We start from the raw sequence: 19,569 nt of genomic DNA, 5'->3' as shown, positions 1-19,569 counted from the left end.
GCTTCATCTGGCTGAAAATATCCCCGCCGGAGGCATGGCCCAAAGGGCCATACACTAAAGCAGCGACAAAATCCGTGCGGCTTCGTCTGCCGTTCCGGTCAATGCATCGCGATCTTCTCCGGGATGAAACCTCGCGCGCACGGCGGTGGGCATCGGTGACGGCTCGACAATTGAAACCCGCGGACCAGTGCGTTCCGTTTCAAGCGCCCAACTGCGGGCCAGCGCCAACTGAGCGGCTTTGGTTGCGCCATAGATGCCATAGAATTTTTGACCTGCCTTCGGGTCATCAAAGAAAACGGCATGGCCAGTTTCACCCAACAAAGGCGCGATATAGGGGATCAGCACAGACGTGGCAGTTGCATTGATGCTGACCGCCTTTGTCCATTCTTTCGGGTCGATGAAATGTGCCGGCGTCAGGGCCGAGGCATGGACCGCTGTGTGCAGCCACAAGTCCACTTTCCCCCAACGGTCATGAATGCCACGGCACAAGGTCGCCATAGCGTTCGGATCGGCAATATCCATCGGCGCCAGCGTGGCCGCGCCACCTTTGGCCTGAATGCGGTCATCCAATTCTTCCAAGCCGCCCGTCGTGCGGGCAACGGCGACGATGTGATATTCGGGCGCGAGCGCCTCGGCCAGGGCAGCGCCCAAGCCGCGAGAAGCTCCGGTAACGAGTGCAATTTTGGTCTGATCGGTCATGACAGCGGTTTGGACCCATGGGCGCAGGGCGTCAAGACAGGATTAGCCGCCCGGAATGGCGATCCGTTTGGTCTGGCCGCTTTGTCGCAGCATAATCCCCTCGGGATCGATCGCCACCACGGTCCCCGACGAGACGCGGCTGCCTGGTTTGATTTCTTTGATGCGTCCAGAAGACAATCGGATAAGCGCGCGCATATCCTGCGGGGAACCAAAAACACCAAGTACAGAAACAGAGTTTTTCTTCAGCGCACCCTTTTGCGTAGCTGCGCTTTCGACAGTTGAATTCGACATGAAGTTCGGCCCCGCCGTCTTGGCACGGCCCCTTGTTATGAGTGGTTGGCAAACGGCGAATTAGCAAACAGATAGGCCGAGCAAAAGCCTATCTGACGTCGCATCAAGGCAATGCGGTTAGCTTTGACGGCGAAGCCATTGGGATTGCGATTTCTTCAGCGAAGGGTTGTGCGCAAAAATCCACTCATCCCATCCTGAGAACCAAAAATAAAGGCCCGCATCACCTTTGTGACGCGGGCCGATCAAAATATTGATTCGCGAAAAGGCTTATCCTGATGCCAGCTCCGCCCGGTTCCACGAGCCACCCGGCATTTGCATGTCTTCTTTTTTCTTGCTCGCGCGACTGCTGTTTTCGAGGCTGTTCAAATAGTCATTGCTGACACTGCCTGTGATGTAATCCCCGTCAAAGCACGAGCAGTCGAAAGACTCAATCTCGGGGTTGCCTTCTTTGGCGGCCCAGATCAGATCCTCAAGGTTCTGGTAGAACAGGGCGTCCGCCCCCAGTTCCTGACGGATCTCTTCAATCTCTTTGCCGTTGGCGATCAACTCGTGCTTTGTAGGCATGTCGATGCCGTAGACATTTGGGAACTTCACAGGCGGAGAGGCGCTAGCGACGTAGACTTTCTTGGCACCGGCCTCGCGGCACATCTGAACAATCTTTTTGATCGTGTTCCCGCGCACGATCGAGTCGTCGATCAACAGAACGTTTTGGTCTTTGAACTCAAGCGGAACGGCGTTCAGCTTGCGGCGCACGGACTTCTGACGCTCTTCCTGACCGGGCATGATAAAGGTTCTGCCGACATATCGGTTCTTGACCAGACCCTCGCGATAGGGGATGCCCGTGGCTTTGGCGACCTCCAGCGCGACCGGGCGGGCACTGTCCGGTACGGGGATGATCCGGTCAATTTCCAGACCCGCCTCCTCAATCTGGTGGGCAAGCGTTTGGCCCATACGCATCTGAGTTTTGTAAACCGACACACCGTCCAGCAATGAATCCGGACGCGCCAGATAAACATACTCAAAAATACAGGGGGTCAACCGGCCTTCGACGGCCCGGAAAGTGTGCATGTTGCCTTCCAGATCGATCAGAATCGCCTCACCCGCCTTGAGGTCCCGCAGTTTTTTGAACCCGTTGATTCCAAAAGCCACGTCTTCCGAGGCAAAAGCATAGTCGTCTCCGGCACCATCCACTTCGCGCTTAGCAACCGACAAAGGGCGAATTCCAAACGGATCGCGGAACGCCAGCATACCAACTCCGGCAACCAGGCAGATTACCGAATAGGCACCCTGAACCCGTTCCATCGTCATCTTTACGCCGGCAAAGATGTTGCGGATTGGCTCGGCATTACCGTTGACCTTGATTGCGTCGGCCACTTTATCCGCCAGCACGTTCAGCAGAATTTCGGAATCCGACGTGGTCCGCAGATGGCGGCTGTACTTGGCGGTCACTTTCTCGCGCTGTTCAGCCGTGTTGGTGATGTTGCCATTGTGGACCAGATAAATGCCATAGGGCGCGTTGACGAAAAACGGCTGAGCCTCTGCCGCGCTTAGTGATCCTGCGGTCGGATAGCGGACATGGCCCAACCCGATTCTGCCCAACAGAGTTTCAGCGTCTTGCGCGTTAAACACATCCTTAACCAGACCATTGGCCTTTTTCTCGCGGAAGAACTCGCCATTGTAAGTGACGATGCCCGAGGCGTCCTGACCCCGGTGCTGCAGCATAAGCAGCCCGTCATAGATTTCCGCAAAGACATCATGCGTCTTGCTTGCGATCCCCAAAATCCCACACATGTACGGGCTCCAATTTCTACGACGTTTTCACTAGCGGTGATGAATTGAACATCTGCATGGCTGGTTTTGCACCCGGCGGTGCCGCCGTGACAGATGACGTAGACGCGTCATCGTCCTGCGGGCAGGCGCGAGGTAAAAACGGGTACAGCAAGATCGGTAGCTCCGATTCCATGTCAGTTCGGCATCCACATAATGCCTAACGGGACCTGTGTCATCAAAGGATCACAATTGTGATTTCCTGCACAAGGTTTTTCCGGTCACGGCATCAAAAGGTGACACCGGGCCAGCCTTGTGTTGTCATATCAAGATTAAAGAGTATCAAAATCCGTCTAGTGTCGATTGGGGCTTGGTTATGTGGGAACACAAGCAAGGACAAAAAAAGGAAGAGCATACAAAGCGCCGGTGCCATCGTTGCCGCGGCATGGGACGCGCGCCATGTCCCATCTGCAATGGAGCTGGAGAGGTTGTCAAAAGTCGGGATATTCACGGAAAACCGGTTTTTGGGCGCTGTGACGGGTGTTTTGGCGTTAAAACCATGAGATGTACGGTCTGCGCGGGCGAGGGGTTTGTTTAGCTCGCCCATCGCGTCGCTACGGAAAAAAAGGCCCGGTAAAAACCGGGCTTTTTCTCATTCAGTGGTAGCAGGTGCAGTTTCGTCCGCAGCGGGGGCCGCTGGCTCTTGCGTGGTTTGGGTGTCAGCGCCACAGCTTGCAACAAGTTCTTCATATTGCTGCGTAACCCATCCCAGAGCCTGTTCCGGGTTCTGTTCTTCGATCCGGTCGCTGAATTGTTCGAACACTTTGGCAGAGCGGCTTTCGTCTACAATCGTGTAGGATTGGCCGGTCATGATCGTGTCGTAGACAAAGAAGGCGATGGCAACCAGGAGGATACCGCGTGCGATGCCAAAGAAAAAGCCAAGCGCCTGGTCCAATCCTCCAATGGCTGAACGTTGCACGATCGACGAAAAAAGCGGTGTGAAAATACTGACCACGATTAACGCAATGGCAAAAACTGCGGCAAAGCCGGTTATCACCGATAGTTCGCAGCTGTCGCGCAGGAAATCCCCGACCACCGGGATTTCTTTCACCAGCGGGACGGCCTGAGGCGCAAAGATAAAGGCCAGAACGGCGGCCGCGACCCAGCCCGCGATGGCCAGAACCTCGCGCAGGAACCCTCGGGAATAGGCCAGTAGGCCCGACACGACGATGATCAGGGCAACCACCCCGTCGATAATTGTAAAACCTTCCATGGCCCTCGCCTGTATTTTTTTCAGCCCCTTAAGGTGCTATCTTAACCTGCTCCGAAGGTTTCGCCAACAAACCCCACCAAATCAGAGGGTCGGGTGAGTGTCAGACCTGCCACAGTACCCGTTTTGCCACCCGCCGGAGCAATGGCCGATTTGAAACCAAGTTTTTGCGCCTCTTTCAACCTGTTTTCGGTTTGTGGGGCCGGTCTAAGTGCCCCGGATAGCGAGATTTCTCCGAAAACAACTGTATCAGCGGGCAAGGCCGTGTCTTCGCGGGCGCTCAACAGGGCGGCGGCGACCGCAAGGTCTGCGGCGGGTTCGCTGACTTTCAACCCTCCGGCCACATTCAGATAGACGTCAAGCCCCGCGAAAGGCACGCCGCAGCGCGCTTCGAGCACGGCAAGGATCATGGCCAGCCGCCCGCTGTCCCATCCAACGACGGTCCGGCGTGGTTGAGAATGGGGCGACGGAGCCACAAGTGCCTGCAACTCAACCAGAACGGGGCGCGTGCCCTCTATACCAGCGAAAACGGCAGATCCGGGGCTGGGGGTGCCACGTTCCGACAGGAACAAGGCCGAAGGATTGGTGACCTGAGTCAGCCCTTTGCCGGTCATCTCAAATACGCCGATCTCGTCAGCGGGACCGAACCGATTTTTAACGGCGCGCAGAATACGGAATTGGTGACCACGCTCACCTTCAAAATAAAGAACGGTATCAACCATGTGTTCGACTACGCGCGGGCCTGCGATCTGACCCTCTTTGGTAACATGACCGACCATGATGATTGACACACCATGTCGTTTCGCAAACGTGGTCAATTCATGCGCAGCGGCCCGGACTTGTGATACTGAACCGGGCGCGCTGTCCACATTGTCTGCCCACATCGTCTGAATCGAGTCGATAATGGCAAGGCCGGGCTTTTCTGCCTCGAGCGTCGTCAGGATGTTGCGCAGGTTGGTTTCGGCGGCCAACTGAACCGGTGCGTCCTCAAGCCCCAGACGCCGGGCACGCATGCGGACTTGCGCGCTGGCTTCCTCGCCCGAAACATAGATGGTCTTGACGCCCGCGCGGGAAAACCGCGCTGCGGCCTGAAGCAGAAGGGTGGACTTGCCGATGCCGGGGTCTCCGCCGACCAACAGCGCCGAAGCGGGGACAAGGCCACCGCCAAGCACGCGGTCCAGTTCCTCGACCCCGCAGAGGGTGCGGGGTGGGGGCGTTTCCTCTGTGGACAAATCCGTGAGGGTGATAGACTGGCCGCGTTTACCACCGAGTGTCTTTTTCGCGGGTCCAGCCGAAAGGGGCACGTCTTGCGTGATCGTGTTCCATTCACCGCATGCGTCACAACGCCCGGACCAGCGCGAATGCGACGCGCCGCAGGCCGAGCAGGAGAAAGTCGTTTTTGCCATGCGGCCTTGGTGCCCGAGGTTGGGCCGTTCTTCAAGCCCTTGCGGGCTTTCCTCTCCGCCGATGGCGCGCCGCGTCCTCAGGCCTCTTGGGCCATCGTCCGCGGCGGGCGTATATGCGCCTACTCAGCCGCGCGGGGCGGTGGCGACATCGCGACTACGCTGGATGAAGCAGGTGCGCCATCCTGCGACTGTGCCTGCAACTGAACCGACAATTCCGGTAGCAATTCAAACAGTTCGTCCCGGAGGCGCGTCAATTGTGATCGGGCAATTGCTTCTTCCATTTCAACGTCGCGCGTCCACTGGCGCAGTTCATTCTGGATGACTTGCGCTTCTTCCAAACGTTGCTGGAACATTTCGATTTCTTCCTGCCGTTGTTGCAGGAATGTCCGCGCCCGGTTGACCTGTGCGTCGCCGTAGGTTTCGGCAAGATCATGGCTGATGTGGCTCATCTGCGCTGCCAGTTCCAGTATCTCGGGTTCGAGCGATTGCAACTGAGGGTGCTGGCGCAAAAAGGCTATCCGCTCTTTCACTGCGTCGAACTCGGAAGACATGACGAACAGACCGCCGCGATCCGCAGCGTGCGCTAACTGATAGGCTTCGGACACATCGTGCATGTTCAAAGCAAACCTACGGTGGCTGTTTTCCAAGGCCATCATCCGTGCATTTGCTGGCAAGTAAAAAGCCAGCATGAGAATCAGTATGGTTATGCCAATCTGGATATACATTCCGGCGTCCATAGCTGATCCTCCCGCGAGACCGGCTTGCATGGACAGCCAGGGAAGCACCCCCAATGCTGACAAAAACGTTACGGAAACGGCGAAAAGGGCTGCTGCACATATGAGTGCAAAAGTTAGTCTCAAAAAGATATTCTGAAATTGCAAAGTAATTTTATGGAGGGCAGTCATGGTCGACGAACTCCTTTTAAAACCGGTACACAACCAGACCCAAGCGGAGAAATCCAAAACACGCAGATTGATCCGCTGCGGACCTGAAAACGACAATTTTTTGCTGCTCGAAATAGGATAATGATACTCAGATGAGTGTTTTCAATCAATTAGCTCAGAGTATTTCGTGAACTGCGTGTCATTTCCGTAATGTGACCCAGTGCGATCGAGGCCAGAATGCAGGCCGTGAATAGGTAAAGACCCCACGCCGTTTCAATGGTCGCGTAAGAGATTCCCTTGGCCAGCGTGATGTAAAGCGCGATCAGGAAAATGTCGGCCATCGCCAGTTTGCCGAGGATATTCAGCGCGGGTTGGACACGTGCATCCAGCAGGTCCCATTGGATCAGGGCAGTGCCGATGGTTTTGATGTAAGGCGCGAAGAGGGCAAAGATCGTGACGATCAGTGCCAGGAAGACGTCTGATTTCCACAAGGACTGGAGCCCGGTTATGACGCTTATTTCCGACAAGCCGAAGATCGGGAGCAGGCCCGCTCGCATCAGCGGAGCGAACCACGCGATGGGGTAGAGGATCAGGAGTGAGAGGGTGGCAAGGCGGAGGGTCATTCCTCAGTTTCTTGATCTGGTGCAGGAAGTCGCTTTATTTCGTCCGGTGCGGGAATCTGTTCATACTCTTTTGATCCCTTTCGAGTAATTTGAAAAACTTCTTTCATTCGATCGGTTAGCGGTTTGATGTCAGTTCCAAACTTACCCAAAGTTTCGCCCACATCAGAAACTCCTGATCTGACTACGTCAAGATAACCCTTTGGTTGTTCGACTTGGTATTCGATCCCAGCAATTCTGTCCAAAAGTCGGCGACGGTGCGCTTGGTCGAAAATGTCCGAAGCAAGCACAATTTTTCGCATTTGGGCGCATAACTCTAGAACGCGAGCCTTATCGTGTTCGTCCAGATCGAAGGTGGGCATGAGTGCGTCAGTGACGTTTCCAGCTTTTTGAGGTAGATCTTCTGCAACTTTTATAATTCTAAGTAACCTATCGTATTCACCTGCGGATAAGTGATTGTATTCTTGATTGAAATTTTTGTCCAAGTTTTCGGAGATGCGTACGAAACGGTTTGGCAATTGATCGGATAGTGCCTCGACGATCATTGCGAACTCGTCAATGTCAGACCTCGAAACTGAACTTGGGGAGACCTTAAATCTATTGATTAATTGCAGTAGTCTTTCTTCCATTTGATACCTGTGTTTCTTGCTTTTTTGCTACCGCACCGCCTCAATCGGCCCTTCCGCACTCCCGCTGATGAACTGCTCAAGATACGGGTCGCCCGAGGAATCCATCTGGCTCACCGGGCCGGTCCACTGGATCACGCCGTCATGTAGCATCGCCACGTTGTCAGCAATCGCGCGGACCGAGCTCATGTCGTGGGTGATGGTCATCGCGGTGGCGCCCATTTCGGTCACGATCTCGCGGATCAGGTCGTTGATGACGCCGGACATGATCGGGTCCAACCCCGTCGTGGGTTCGTCAAAAAAGATGATCTCGGGCTCGGCGGCGATTGCGCGGGCAAGGCCCACGCGTTTCTGCATGCCACCCGAAAGTTCCGAAGGGTAGAGGTCGGCCACGTTGGAACGCAGTCCAACGCGGCGCAACTTGTCGATGGCGATTTCGCGCGCATAATCGGCGGGTTGCTTCATTGGGCCGCGCAGCAACCGAAACGCGACGTTTTGCCAAACGGGCAGGGAATCGAACAGGGCACCCCCCTGAAATAACATGCCGAACCGGGCCAGAAACGCGTCGCGGTCGCCCGTGCTTGCGTCTTTGCCATCGACATAAATCATACCGCTGTCGGGCTTAATCAGGCCAAGGATGCATTTCAGGGCCACCGATTTTCCGGTGCCCGAGCCGCCAATGATGACCATCGATGTGCCCTTGGCAATCTCAAGGTTCATGCCTTGCAGAACCTGGTTGGACCCAAACGCTTTTTGTACATTCTCCATCCGGATCATAGCGAGAAGAACACCCCTGTCAGAATGAAGTTGGCGGCGAGAATCATGATAGCGGCGGATTCAACCGAGGATTTGGTGGCCCGGCCCACGCCCTGCGCGCCACGCCCCGAATTCATGCCATAGTAGCACCCCATGACGGCTGCGATCACACCGAAGGCGGCCCCTTTGACAAGCGAGGAAACGATATCCCGCGTTTCAAGGAAATTGACGGTGTTCAACAGGTAGGTCGCGGGGTTGAAGCCAAGGTTCTGTGTCGCAACGACATAGCCGCCTGCGATACCGATGATGTCACCGATGCCGACCAGCAGCGGAACGGTGATCAGCGCGGCCAGAACGCGGGGGGCCGTCAGGTATTTCATCGGATGGGTCGACAAAGTGACTAGGGCGTCGATCTGCTCGGTTACTTTCATGGTGGCGATCTCGGCCGCGATGGAGGAGGTGACGCGCGCGGCGATCATCAGGCCCACAAGGACAGGGCCAAGTTCCCGCACCATACCGATGGCGACGATCTGCGGCACCACGGCCTCGGCATTGAAGCGCGCGCCGCCGGCATAGATTTGCAGAGCCAGCGCGCCACCAGTGAAGATAGCGGTCAGTCCGACAACTGGCAGGGACAGCCAGCCGATATTCATCAGCGCAACGGCAAATTCACGCGGGTAATAGGGCGGGCGGAAAATATGTGAGACCGCATGAAACGCGAACAGCCCCACCCGGCCAAAAGTGGCGAAAAGGGCCAGAACCGCCCGGCCCAACCCGCCCAGCAAAAAGAGAGGATTCATTCTACGTAGCCCCGAGAGTAGCGCGCGCCAAGCGAGGTGAGGATTTCATACCCGATCGTGCCTGCGGCTTCGGCCAGGTCATCGACGGTTTGATGCCCGTTCAGAATGCGCAGACGCTCGGGGTCTTGGGGCAGATCGGTGACATCGACCGTGATCAAGTCCATCGAGATGCGGCCAACCACCGGGCAGGGCTGATCACCGGCGAATGTGTCGATGCCACCTCCGATTGCCCGGTGCAGGCCGTCCGCATAGCCTGCCGCAACGGTTGCGATGCGCGAAGGACGACGGGCGACCCAGGTGTTGCCGTAGCCAACGGTCTCTCCGACCTCGACTGCGCGAACCTGAATTACGGGTAAATCGACTGTAACAACCGGTTTGGCGTCCGCGAACGGCATACCGCCATAAAGACCGACACCAGGGCGGCAGAAGTCAAAATGGAATTCCGGCCCCAAAAGAATACCCCCGGTGGCCGCTAACGACCGGGGGGCTGTAACGCCGTCGGTCATCGCGCGGAAAGTTTTCAATTGCTGTTGGTTCATGGGGTGATCGGGTTCATCCGCACAGGCCAGATGAGACATAACTACCACCGGCTTTAAAGGCTCAGCTTTGGGGCGCAGTTCGGCCCAATCTGTCGGCTCTAGCCCGAGGCGATTCATGCCACTGTCCAACTGAATACCAAAGGCGTGGTCGGGCATCGCCTGATGGTGGCGCACAAATTGTTCCGGTGAGTTGATCAGCGGCGTCAGATCATGATCCCGAAGCAGGTCGGTGTCGCCCTCCATATGGCCGGAGAACACGGCGACCATCGGCCCGGGACCAATGGCCTTGCGTACGGCGGCACCTTCTTCGGCGACGGCGACAAAAAACTTACGAACGCCTTCTTCAGCCAAAGTTGCTGACACCGGCCCCGTCCCAAGGCCATAGGCGTCGGCTTTGACCACGGCGCCGGTTTCGACATCCGTTTTCGCATTGAGAGCGCGCCAGTTGCTGGCCAGCGCATGTAGGTTGATCGTCAGTCGTGCGGTACTCATGGTGCTGTTCATGACATTGGATCGCGGTAGGTCAAGGGGGAATGCGGCAATTCCTGAACATATATCCTTGATACTGCGCGACTTCTGGCCCGTATACTTGCCCCACGGCAAAAAATGGCGGTCATGCTGTTTGATGTATCTCGCCATTGTGTCCAAGACGTGATCAACTGTGGGCAATACGTAGGACCGTGTATGCAACTTTTATGCAACTTTATGGAGGCAAAATGGAGGCAAAATGCTGAACCTGACCGCCGAATACCAAGCATGGTCAGACGAACTGCCTGCGTTGTTTCGCGACGTCTTTACCGCCTCGGAAGGCGAGGCCGAGGGGCTTGCGGTCAGTTCTTTGTCGTCTGACCTTTTGAACTCAACACCCAAGGATGATTTGGTGGCGGTTTTGGCCTTGGATGACAGGTCGCTGTGTGGATGCATTTTGTTTTCGCGGCTTCACTATGATCAGGACCCGCGACAGGTATTCCTGATGTCTCCGGTGGCGGTGCGAACCGATCGCCAGAAAATGGGCATTGGTCAAAAACTGATCAGCTTTGGGCTTGGGCACCTGCGGAAGAAAGGGGTGGACTTTGTTGTGACCTACGGTGATCCCGCTTACTACGGCAAATCAGGGTTTCAGCCGATAACCGAAACGGATGCCCAACCGCCCATGACGCTGAGCATGCCGCACGGGTGGTTGGGGCAATCCCTAACGCAATCGAACATGCCGATCAAAGGGCCATCGCGCTGCGCCAGCGCATTCAACAAGCCTGAGCTTTGGTAGATCAGTAACCCTCGATCTGGCCGTCTTGCTGCCAGGGTTTGACAAGGTTGCCGAAGCGCGTGAACTGAGCCTCAAAGGACAGCTCGACTGTACCGATGGGGCCGTGCCGCTGCTTGCCGACGATGACTTCGGCCTTGCCGTGCAGGCGTTCCATGGCCTGCTTCCACTCTTCCATCTTGTCCAGTTCATGGTCGCCGGGTTTTTCACGCTCTTTGTAATATTCCTCGCGGAAGACGAACATAACGACGTCGGCGTCTTGTTCAATCGAGCCTGATTCCCGTAGGTCAGACAGTTGGGGGCGTTTGTCATCCCGATTTTCGACCTGACGGCTTAGCTGCGAAAGCGCGATAACAGGAATGTTCAGTTCCTTAGCGATGGCCTTCATGCCCATCGAAATCTCGGCAATCTCGTTGACACGGTTGTCGGCCATGCCGCGGCAGAGTTGAAGGTAGTCAATCACCAGCAGGTCCAGACCATGCGTCCGCTTCAACCGCCGCGCACGGGCCGCAAGTTGCGAAATCGGCAAGGCCGGGGTGTCGTCAATGAACAGCGGGCAAGCTTCCAGTTCCTTGGCCGCGTCGACAAAGCGCCGGAATTCGGCCTCGGTCATGTCACCCTGACGGATTTTATGCGATGAAATCTCAGACGCCTCGGCCAGAACACGGCCTGCAAGCTGCTCGGCGCTCATCTCCAGCGAAAAGAACCCGACTACGCCACCGTCAATCGCGCCTTCACTTCCATCGGGTTTGATGCCGCGTTTGTACGCCTTGGCAACGTTAAACGCGACGTTGGTTGCCAGTGACGTTTTACCCATCGACGGACGACCCGCCAGAATGATCAGGTCGGACGGGTGCAAACCACCCAGTTGTTTGTCGAGGTCGGCCAGACCGGTGGAAATCCCTGCCATGCCGCCACCGCGTTGATACGCTTCGTTTGTGACGTTGACGGCTTCTGTGACCGCCTTGAGGAAGGATTTGAAACCCTGTTCGGTCTGGCCCTGCTCGGAAAGCTGATAAAGCTGTTGCTCGGCCTCGATTATCTGCTCTTTTGGTTCGCTGCTGATCTCGACCCGCGCCGCCTTGTCCGAGATATCGCGGCCCAGCCGGATCAACTCGCGCCGGATAGCAAGGTCATAGATCATCTGGGCGTAGTCATGCACGGCAAACGCGCTGATCGACGCGCCAGCCAGTTTGACAAGATATGCCGGGCCGCCCAGTTCCTTCAGCCCTTCGTCCTCGGCCATGAAGGATTTCAACGTCACGGGCGAGGCCAGCGCATTTTTGGCAATGCGCGCAGCGGCTACCTCGTAAATCCGGGCGTGGACCGGATCATAGAAATGTTCGGCCCCGATGATCGAAGCCACCCGGTCATACAGATCGTTATTGGTTAGGATCGCGCCCAGAAGCTGCTGCTCTGCCTCAATGGAGTGCGGCATGGTTTCGGCATTCTGAATCTGAGCCGCTGCCTGCTCGATACTGCTAATCTCGTTCATTTTGTCCCCGCTGCCCTGTGGCAGTTCTAATCAATCAGACCCTGCTAGGGCCATCTGTAAATCTCTGAAGATAAGTCGCGTATAACTTGGCTTCAGCTTGGGATAACTTTGGACAACTCTGCCAAAAAACGCTGTGTCACGCAACATTTTGTGCAGGGGGCAAGCGGCCACACAAGATGCTTGCCCCCTCGGGGCGATTCTATTTTGACTTACCCCCAGCTTATACACAGAGGGTTCAGGTTGTTTTTTGCGATTCCTGCCAGCCGCGCGGGTCGCTCAGGAAGGCCTCGACACCCTCAAGTGTCTCTTGATCAAAGGCTTTCTGCGCCTTGGCTTCGGCCAGAACATCCCACCACGTACACAGATGATGCAATTGAACGCCGTGATCGCCGAGCGTTTTCTCGGTTTCGGGAAAGATGCCGTAGTAGAAGATCACTGCAGTATGTCCGCAGGTCGCGCCCGTTTCGCGGATGGCGTCGACAAAGGACAGTTTTGAACCGCCATCGGTTGTCAGGTCCTCAACCAACAAGACACGCTCACCTTCGGTCATCGCACCTTCGATACGGGCGTTGCGTCCGTAACCTTTAGGCTTTTTACGAACATATGTCATCGGCAGGGCCATCCGCTCGGCCACCAGCGCGGCAAAGGGGATGCCCGCTGTTTCACCGCCAGCGATGTTGTCGAACGCTTCAAAACCCGCGTCCCGCATCACGGTGACAGTCAGGAAATCCATCAGGGTCGCACGGATGCGCGGGTATGAGATCAGCTTGCGGCAGTCGATATAGGTCGGGCTTGGCAATCCACTGGCCAGAGTGAACGGTTCGCGCGCATTGAAGTGGACGGCCTTGATCTCCAGCAGCATCCGCGCGGTCAGTCGGGCGATTTCGGTGCTATCGGGAAAGGAACTGGGGATCATAGTGCAACCTCGGTACGGAATGACGTTGCGGGCAAATAGCCCGAGCACCGTCCCAGAGTCGAGAGGATTACGCGCAAAAGAAAAGCGGACCCTGAACAGGTCCGCTTAGCGCCCGTGTGGGCAGAGCTTGCCAAGGTGGGCTTAGCTGCTCATGTCATAGGCCCGTTCGCCGTGTACCGACAGATCCAGACCGTTTGTCTCGGTCTCGGCGTCTACGCGAAGCGGGGTGACAAACGCAACCACCTTGATCAACACAAAAGTGACAACTGCCGTGAAGGCACCTATGATCACCAGCCCTCCCAGTTGGGCCGTCCACGACCCCAGACCAAAGGCGGCAATCATGAATACGTTGAGCACGTTGCGGGCGCGGACAAGCCCACCATAAATCAAGGTCAGGCCCGTCAGTTCTATGAATAGGACCGGGGCGCTTGCCATTACGATCCACATGGGACCACTGAAGGAGCGTGTGCCTTATTTTTGTGCGAGCGTCACGAGACCCTGCGACAGCAAATACAGCGCGTGGTCCCGTGCGGCGCAGCGAACGTTGTTGCGTCCTTGTGCCCCGAATTCCACTGTTTCCGTGTGGGTGGGTCTTTCCTTGGCGGCCAGCCCAAAGCAAACCCGGCCCTCGGGCTTGAATTCCGAACCACCCGGACCCGCGATACCTGTAACCGAGACTGCAAGCTGTGCGTCGGAATGATTTAATGCGCCCTCAGCCATTTCCCCTGCGACCTGTTCCGAGACCGCGCCATGATCGGCCAGCGTTTCGGCTTGAACGCCAAGCATCTGCTGCTTGGCCAAGTTGGTGTAGGTCACGAACCCACGCTCGACCACTGCCGAGCTTCCGGGAATATCGGTCAAGGCCACCGCGACCATACCGCCCGTGCAGCTTTCCGCGGTGCAGATCATCACGCCTTGTGCTTTGGCTTGGTCGAGAAGCTCGGCAACGGTCATAGGCCCAGTACTCCGTGTGATATGCCAGCAAGGATCAGAACACCGATCCCGGCAAGAATGCCTGCAATCACATCATCCAACATGACCCCCATCGCGTCATTGCGCCGGTCGGCCCAGCCCACTGGGCCCGGTTTGGTGATGTCGAACAGGCGGAACAGCAGGAAGCCGGCGACCCAGCCGGGCCAGAGCGCTGTAATCTCGATCCCGTGCGCCCAGGACGGGTAGGAAATAGCCCAAAGCGCAATAAACTGTCCGGCCACTTCGTCTATGACGATTTCAGAAGGATCGTGATCTTCTGCCCCCGTAGTCATGACGCGCGTGGCCCAGAGACCGCCGAAAAAAACGGCGACCGTTGCGATTGCCAGCAACGGGAACCCGCCCAACGCGTGCAGGACCCAAACCAAGGGCAGGGCGGCCAGCGATCCCCATGTCCCCGGTGCTGGGCGCAGGTATCCGACGCCGCAGACGGTTCCGAGCAGGCGCGCGGCGGTCATGATTTCACCAGACATGCGGTGGCCAGCGCGGCAATCCCTTCGCTCCGCCCGGTGAAACCCAGACGCTCGGACGTTGTTGCCTTGACCGAGACCTGATCGGCGCGCAGCCCCATGATCCGGGCCATCTCGTCCCTCATGGAGGGCGCATGGGGGCCAATCTTGGGGTATTCGCAAACCAGCGTGCAATCGACATTCGAAATCTGATAGCCCATCTTCCTGGCCAGTTCGACCGCGTGACGCAGGAAGATCTTGCTGGCGGCGCCTTTCCATTGCGGGTCCGAAGGCGGGAAGTGCTGGCCAATATCGCCCTGCGCCAGCGCGCCGTAGATTGCATCGGTAACCGCGTGCATGCCGACGTCCGCGTCGGAATGGCCTTGCAGGCCACGGTCATGCGGCATCTTTATACCGCACAGGATGACGTGATCCCCGTCGCCAAACCGATGCACGTCGTACCCGTTGCCCAGCCTTACATCCATAGCTTTTCCCAATATACGTTCCACCCGGATAAAGTCCTCGGGGCGTGTGATTTTGATGTTATCCGCGTCACCGGGCACGATGGCCGTATCCAGCCCTGCGGCTCGGGCCACTTCGACATCATCTGCGGCGCCTCCGGGGTGGGCCGCGTGTGCTGCGAAGATTGCGTCATAGTGAAACCCCTGCGGTGTCTGCGCGGCAAACAGGCCGGTTCGGTCCTGCATGCCGGTCACAAGGACACCATCGCCTGTCCAGAGCGCATCCGTGACCGCCAATCCTGGGGCCGCGGCTGGATAGGTGTCGAGTGCTGTCAAAACTTGCTGAATAGTCTGCTTTTGAACACAAGGCCGCGCAACGTCGTGGATCAAAACTCGTTGCACCGCCAGGGACCTGAGCGCTGAAAGACCGCTGCGGACAGACCCCGCGCGATCATGGCCCCCTTTGGCTAGGATCAGGTCAGAGCCTTCGAATTCCGCCCAGGCTTTCTGATCCTCTTCAGATAACACAAGCACAATATGGTCCACTTGGCCGCGAAACCGGTCGATAGTCCAATCCGCAACGCGACGACCTGCAAGAGCACGCCACTGTTTAGGAATTCCCCCGCCGGCACGTTGCCCGCGTCCTGCGGCGACGATGATGGCGGCGGTTGTCATGGGGCGCGATCTCCGGTTGGTTCGAGGGTGATGTTTAGGCTGTGGTGAATGCAGAGGCAATCACCCGCGTCAATCTGCCTAAAAAATAGGCAAGTGATGATTTTGCGGGCTTGCCGGGGGTCGATTTGTTGTTCATATGCGCTCAATTCTATATCAAACCTACAACTGCCTAAGGATTAAGCACCTTGAACGTTCAACTTGCTGACAAAGCCCTGAACCCGCCGGTCATGCTGGCGCCGATGGCCGGAATCACGGACCGGCCCTTTCGTGATCTGGTCATGCGTTTTGGCGCGGGCATGGTCGTGAGTGAGATGGTCGCCAGCCAGGAAATGGTTCAATCTAAACCCGGTGTTCGGGAACGGGCCGAACTGTCAGCGGATGTAGAAAACACCGCCGTTCAGCTGGCGGGGCGTGAGGCGTACTGGATGGCCGAGGCCGCGCGTCAGGTGGCTGACCGCGGAGCGCGCGTCATAGATATCAACATGGGTTGCCCGGCCAAGAAGGTCACAAGCGGGTATTCCGGCTCGGCCCTGATGAAAACGCCCGATCACGCTCTGACATTGATCGAAGCTGTGGTTGGGGCGGTCGATCTGCCGGTTACGTTGAAAACGCGGCTGGGCTGGGATGATGCCCTGTTGAACGCGCCTGAAATCGCGCGGCGCGCGCAGGATGCAGGCATCTGCATGGTTACAATCCATGGCCGTACCCGATGCCAGTTCTACAAAGGCAACGCCGATTGGCAGGCTATTCGCGCGGTGAAAGAGGCTGTCTCGATCCCCGTCATCGCGAACGGAGATATCGTGGACTCGGCCACCGCGCGCACCGCGCTGGGCCAATCCGGTGCAGACGGCGTGATGATCGGCCGGGGCGCGCAGGGCAAACCGTGGCTTTTGGCGCAGGTATGTCATGACCTCTACGGTACAGACGCTCCGGAAATTCCCACGGGTGACAGTTTGGTCAACATGGTGTGCACGCATTATCAGACCATGTTGGAGTTTTACGGGCCGGAGCTTGGCCTGCGCGTCGCCCGCAAACATCTGGCTTGGTACATGGATGAGGCCGGAACACCTGCGCCGTTGCGCCGCGCCATTCTGACCTCGCGCGATACAGACGAGGTGACGCGCCTGCTGGGCGATGCGCTCAGCGCGGATGCGGAGGCGGCTGCGTGAACTCAGACCAAAGCATTTGGGCGTCACTTCCTGTTCCGGCATTCATCATCGACGTCGAGGATCGGATCACCGATGTGAATTCGGCGGGTGAGGGGTTTCTGAATGCCTCGCAGAAATCGGTGCTTGGGCATCCCGTCTGGGATCAGATCGCCGTGGACGCTCCGCTTGAGGAAGCCTTTGAACGTGCGCGCAAGCAGGGCACGCCGCTTTTTGTAAATGACGTGGATGTAGGGTCAGGTAACCGTGCGCCGCTGCAATGTGCGTTACAAATCGCGCCGCTGATCGGGCATCAGGGGTCAATGATCATGATCATCACCCCGCGCGAACTGGCCGGGCGCATGACGCGGGGCAACACGGTCAAGTCGGCCGCACAGTCGGCGATTGGCATGGCCGAAATGTTGGCGCACGAGATCAAGAACCCTCTGGCCGGCATCACGGGTGCAGCGCAGTTGCTGAGCATGAATATCTCTACGCAAGATATGGAACTTACAGACCTAATCGTGGCTGAAAGCCGCCGTATCGTTAAGCTTTTGGAGCAGGTCGAGCAGTTCGGAAACCTGTCGCAGCCTGATTTCAAGCCGGTGAACATACATGATGTCCTGGATCGCGCGCGCCGCTCGGCCTTGCTTGGGTTCGGGGCGCATATGCGGATTATCGAGGATTATGACCCTTCGCTACCGTTAGCCTACGGCGATCCGGATCAGTTTTTGCAGGTGGTTCTTAATCTTCTCAAGAACGCTTCAGAAGCTGCTGATCCCAAAGGCGGAACCATAAGGTTGCGTACTTATTACGAGCATTCCTTTCGGCTTCGTCGCAGCGATGGTTCGGGGCATATGCTGCCCTTGCAGATAGAGATCATAGATGACGGGCCCGGTTTGCCCGAGAAGATCCGCGGCGATATTTTCGACCCTTTCGTATCGGGCAAGGAAAATGGCACCGGCCTTGGCCTGGCGCTGGTGAGCAAGATCATATCGGACCACGACGGCTGGATTTCAGCCGAGTCGGTGCCGGGTCGCACGGTGTTTCGCATCTCATTGAGGCGGGCACCGAAAGAGGCAAGCGAAATCATAGCGCAAGAGAGCGCAGAGTAAGGAGAGCACCTGATGGATGGCACTGTACTGGTCGCAGATGACGACCGCACGATCCGCACCGTTCTGACGCAGGCCCTGACCCGGGCGGGGTGCAAAGTTCACGCGACCTCATCACTGACCACGCTGATGCGCTGGGTTGGTGAGGGTAAGGGAGATGTGGTGATCTCGGACGTGGTCATGCCAGATGGAAATGGTTTGGAGATGCTGCCCAAGATCGCCGAGGATCGCCCGGGCCTGCCGGTCATTGTCATATCCGCTCAGAACACGATTATGACCGCGATCCAGGCCGCCGAGGCGGACGCATACGACTATCTGCCCAAACCATTTGACCTTCCTGATCTGATGAAACGCACTGCAAGGGCGTTGGAGCAGAAACAGCGGGTGCAGACGGACGTGGCGGAACCCTCCGAGGACCGCCCCGAGGAGCTGCCGCTGATTGGGCGAACGCCTGTCATGCAAGCGCTGTACCGGTTGGTGGCGCGGGTCATGAACACGGATTTGTCGGTGATGATTTCCGGTGAAAGTGGAACTGGTAAGTCTTTGATCGCACGAGCTATTCATGATTTTTCGGATCGGCGTACTTTACCTTTTGCGACGGTGACAGCCTCGGATTTGCGAGACCTGGAAGGGCCAGCACGGGTGATGGCCCGAGTGCGTGGCGGCACGTTGCTGATCGATGAAATCGCAGATATTGAAGACGAGCTTCAGGCCCGGATCGTTCGGATGATGGATACACCCGGCGACCATGTACCGCGCTTTATGGCCACCAGCCAGTCGGACCTGACCGAAGCGATGGAGAGCGGCCGGGTGCGCCAGGACCTTTACTACCGTCTTTGCGGCGCAACCGTTCATGTGCCGGCCCTGCGCGAGCGTGTTGACGACATCCCATTGCTGGCCGAGCACTTTTTAGCGCGGGAGGAACGTGAGCATGGTGCCAAGCGCTGGCTGAGCCCCGAGGCGGTAGAATTGGTCCGCCGCTATTCGTGGCCGGGCAATGTGCGGCAGCTTGAAAACGCCATTCGCCGCCTCAGCCTGACCAGCCGAGCCGACGAGATCACAAAGGCCGAGGTAGAGATGGTGTTGGGCACGCAGCCCGAAGCGGAACCTGTTTTGGGCGATGGTGCGCGCGAAAAACTGTCGGCTTCGGTGGCGCGGCACTTGCGTCGCTATTTCGACCTGCACGGCAATATTTTGCCACCTCCGGGTCTGTATCAGCGCATCCTGCGCGAGGTCGAAGCCCCGCTTATCGAGCTGGCACTGGACGCAACCGGCGGGAATCAGGCGAAATGTGCCGATCTCTTGGGGATTAACCGGAATACGCTGCGCAAAAAAATTACGGACCTCGATATTCAGGTGACACGACGCCGTAAACTGATGTAATATCGCCACACAAGGCGTGGC

General features: G+C 57.3%; 20 protein-coding genes and 1 pseudogene. 4 read left to right on the top strand and 17 right to left on the bottom strand.

The features are described 5' to 3' along the window. Window positions 1–54 precede the first annotated feature (54 nt). The 11 genes from LCM21_RS02380 to alr all read right to left on the bottom strand — a co-directional run bounded on the left by LCM21_RS02380 (window position 55) and on the right by alr (window position 10,150). Window positions 55–699: an SDR family NAD(P)-dependent oxidoreductase gene (locus LCM21_RS02380; RefSeq protein WP_068331633.1), complete on the bottom strand. Its 645-nt coding sequence runs from the start codon at window positions 697–699 to the stop codon at window positions 55–57. A gap of 42 nt (window positions 700–741) precedes the next feature. Beyond that, on the bottom strand, window positions 742–990 hold the full coding sequence (locus LCM21_RS02375; protein WP_068331626.1) for a hypothetical protein: 249 nt from the start codon (window positions 988–990) through the stop codon (window positions 742–744). A 267-nt stretch (window positions 991–1,257) separates the two neighbouring features. Further along, the gene (gene purF, locus LCM21_RS02370; protein ID WP_224889155.1) at window positions 1,258–2,781 is read right to left on the bottom strand and encodes an amidophosphoribosyltransferase; all 1,524 of its coding nucleotides are present in this window, start codon (window positions 2,779–2,781) and stop codon (window positions 1,258–1,260) included. A gap of 628 nt (window positions 2,782–3,409) precedes the next feature. Then, window positions 3,410–4,030 carry a CvpA family protein gene (locus tag LCM21_RS02365; RefSeq protein WP_224889154.1) on the bottom strand — a complete coding sequence of 207 codons (621 nt, stop codon included), beginning with the start codon at window positions 4,028–4,030 and terminating at the stop codon, window positions 3,410–3,412. Between the two features lie 41 nt (window positions 4,031–4,071). Then, on the bottom strand, window positions 4,072–5,433 hold the full coding sequence (radA, locus tag LCM21_RS02360; protein WP_224889153.1) for a DNA repair protein RadA: 1,362 nt from the start codon (window positions 5,431–5,433) through the stop codon (window positions 4,072–4,074). 119 nt (window positions 5,434–5,552) lie between these two features. Next, window positions 5,553–6,170, bottom strand: coding sequence for a DNA repair protein (locus LCM21_RS02355; RefSeq protein ID WP_224889152.1), 618 nt, complete (start codon window positions 6,168–6,170; stop codon window positions 5,553–5,555). Window positions 6,171–6,487: 317 nt separating this feature from the next. Beyond that, on the bottom strand, window positions 6,488–6,940 hold the full coding sequence (locus LCM21_RS02350; protein ID WP_224889151.1) for a paraquat-inducible protein A: 453 nt from the start codon (window positions 6,938–6,940) through the stop codon (window positions 6,488–6,490). Then, window positions 6,937–7,482, bottom strand: coding sequence for a hypothetical protein (locus tag LCM21_RS02345; protein WP_224889150.1), 546 nt, complete (start codon window positions 7,480–7,482; stop codon window positions 6,937–6,939). Before LCM21_RS02345 ends, LCM21_RS02350 begins: the two co-directional genes overlap by 4 nt. A gap of 111 nt (window positions 7,483–7,593) precedes the next feature. Further along, on the bottom strand, window positions 7,594–8,340 hold the full coding sequence (locus LCM21_RS02340) for an ABC transporter ATP-binding protein (RefSeq protein ID WP_224889149.1): 747 nt from the start codon (window positions 8,338–8,340) through the stop codon (window positions 7,594–7,596). After that, the gene (locus LCM21_RS02335; protein ID WP_224889148.1) at window positions 8,337–9,119 is read right to left on the bottom strand and encodes an MlaE family ABC transporter permease; all 783 of its coding nucleotides are present in this window, start codon (window positions 9,117–9,119) and stop codon (window positions 8,337–8,339) included. Before LCM21_RS02335 ends, LCM21_RS02340 begins: the two co-directional genes overlap by 4 nt. Further along, window positions 9,116–10,150: an alanine racemase gene (gene alr, locus LCM21_RS02330; protein ID WP_224889147.1), complete on the bottom strand. Its 1,035-nt coding sequence runs from the start codon at window positions 10,148–10,150 to the stop codon at window positions 9,116–9,118. The genes LCM21_RS02335 and alr overlap by 4 nt, the downstream gene beginning before the upstream one ends. A gap of 235 nt (window positions 10,151–10,385) precedes the next feature. Between alr and LCM21_RS02325 the strand changes: the two genes are divergently transcribed. After that, window positions 10,386–10,925, top strand: a complete 540-nt coding sequence (locus LCM21_RS02325) for a GNAT family N-acetyltransferase (RefSeq protein WP_224889146.1) — start codon at window positions 10,386–10,388, stop codon at window positions 10,923–10,925. 1 nt (window position 10,926) lies between these two features. Here the strand turns inward: LCM21_RS02325 and LCM21_RS02320 are convergent, their stop codons facing one another. The 6 genes and pseudogenes from LCM21_RS02320 to LCM21_RS02295 form a co-directional block, all read right to left on the bottom strand. Further along, window positions 10,927–12,417, bottom strand: a complete 1,491-nt coding sequence (locus tag LCM21_RS02320) for a replicative DNA helicase (protein ID WP_068331600.1) — start codon at window positions 12,415–12,417, stop codon at window positions 10,927–10,929. A 235-nt stretch (window positions 12,418–12,652) separates the two neighbouring features. Continuing rightward, window positions 12,653–13,333, bottom strand: a complete 681-nt coding sequence (locus LCM21_RS02315) for an orotate phosphoribosyltransferase (protein WP_224889145.1) — start codon at window positions 13,331–13,333, stop codon at window positions 12,653–12,655. Between the two features lie 141 nt (window positions 13,334–13,474). Then, a pseudogene (locus tag LCM21_RS02310) lies at window positions 13,475–13,678 on the bottom strand (ammonia channel protein); the annotation flags it as partial. 126 nt (window positions 13,679–13,804) lie between these two features. Beyond that, window positions 13,805–14,287, bottom strand: coding sequence for a CinA family protein (locus LCM21_RS02305; protein ID WP_224889144.1), 483 nt, complete (start codon window positions 14,285–14,287; stop codon window positions 13,805–13,807). Next, entirely contained in the window at window positions 14,284–14,781 is a 498-nt protein-coding gene (locus LCM21_RS02300; protein WP_224889143.1) for a phosphatidylglycerophosphatase A family protein, read from the bottom strand. The genes LCM21_RS02305 and LCM21_RS02300 overlap by 4 nt, the downstream gene beginning before the upstream one ends. Beyond that, window positions 14,778–15,908 (bottom strand): bifunctional 2-C-methyl-D-erythritol 4-phosphate cytidylyltransferase/2-C-methyl-D-erythritol 2,4-cyclodiphosphate synthase, encoded by a 1,131-nt coding sequence (locus LCM21_RS02295; protein WP_224889142.1) that lies wholly within the window; start codon window positions 15,906–15,908, stop codon window positions 14,778–14,780. The genes LCM21_RS02300 and LCM21_RS02295 overlap by 4 nt, the downstream gene beginning before the upstream one ends. 185 nt (window positions 15,909–16,093) lie before the next feature. Here LCM21_RS02295 and dusB point away from each other — a divergent pair, with 185 nt between their 5' ends. From dusB to LCM21_RS02280, 3 genes are read left to right on the top strand one after another with little or no spacing between them, the layout of a single operon-like run. Next, window positions 16,094–17,077 (top strand): tRNA dihydrouridine synthase DusB, encoded by a 984-nt coding sequence (gene dusB, locus LCM21_RS02290; RefSeq protein WP_224889141.1) that lies wholly within the window; start codon window positions 16,094–16,096, stop codon window positions 17,075–17,077. Further along, complete coding sequence (locus LCM21_RS02285) at window positions 17,074–18,168, top strand: two-component system sensor histidine kinase NtrB (protein WP_224889140.1); 1,095 nt, start codon at window positions 17,074–17,076, stop codon at window positions 18,166–18,168. Before dusB ends, LCM21_RS02285 begins: the two co-directional genes overlap by 4 nt. A gap of 12 nt (window positions 18,169–18,180) precedes the next feature. Next, on the top strand, window positions 18,181–19,548 hold the full coding sequence (locus LCM21_RS02280) for a response regulator (RefSeq protein ID WP_068331589.1): 1,368 nt from the start codon (window positions 18,181–18,183) through the stop codon (window positions 19,546–19,548). Window positions 19,549–19,569: the final 21 nt, after the last annotated feature.

This window comes from Ruegeria profundi (assembly GCF_020171505.1).
Classification (GTDB): Bacteria; Pseudomonadota; Alphaproteobacteria; order Rhodobacterales; family Rhodobacteraceae; genus Ruegeria; species Ruegeria profundi.
Note: the sequence above shows the minus strand (reverse complement) of the source record. Positions and strands in the feature narration are given on the sequence as shown.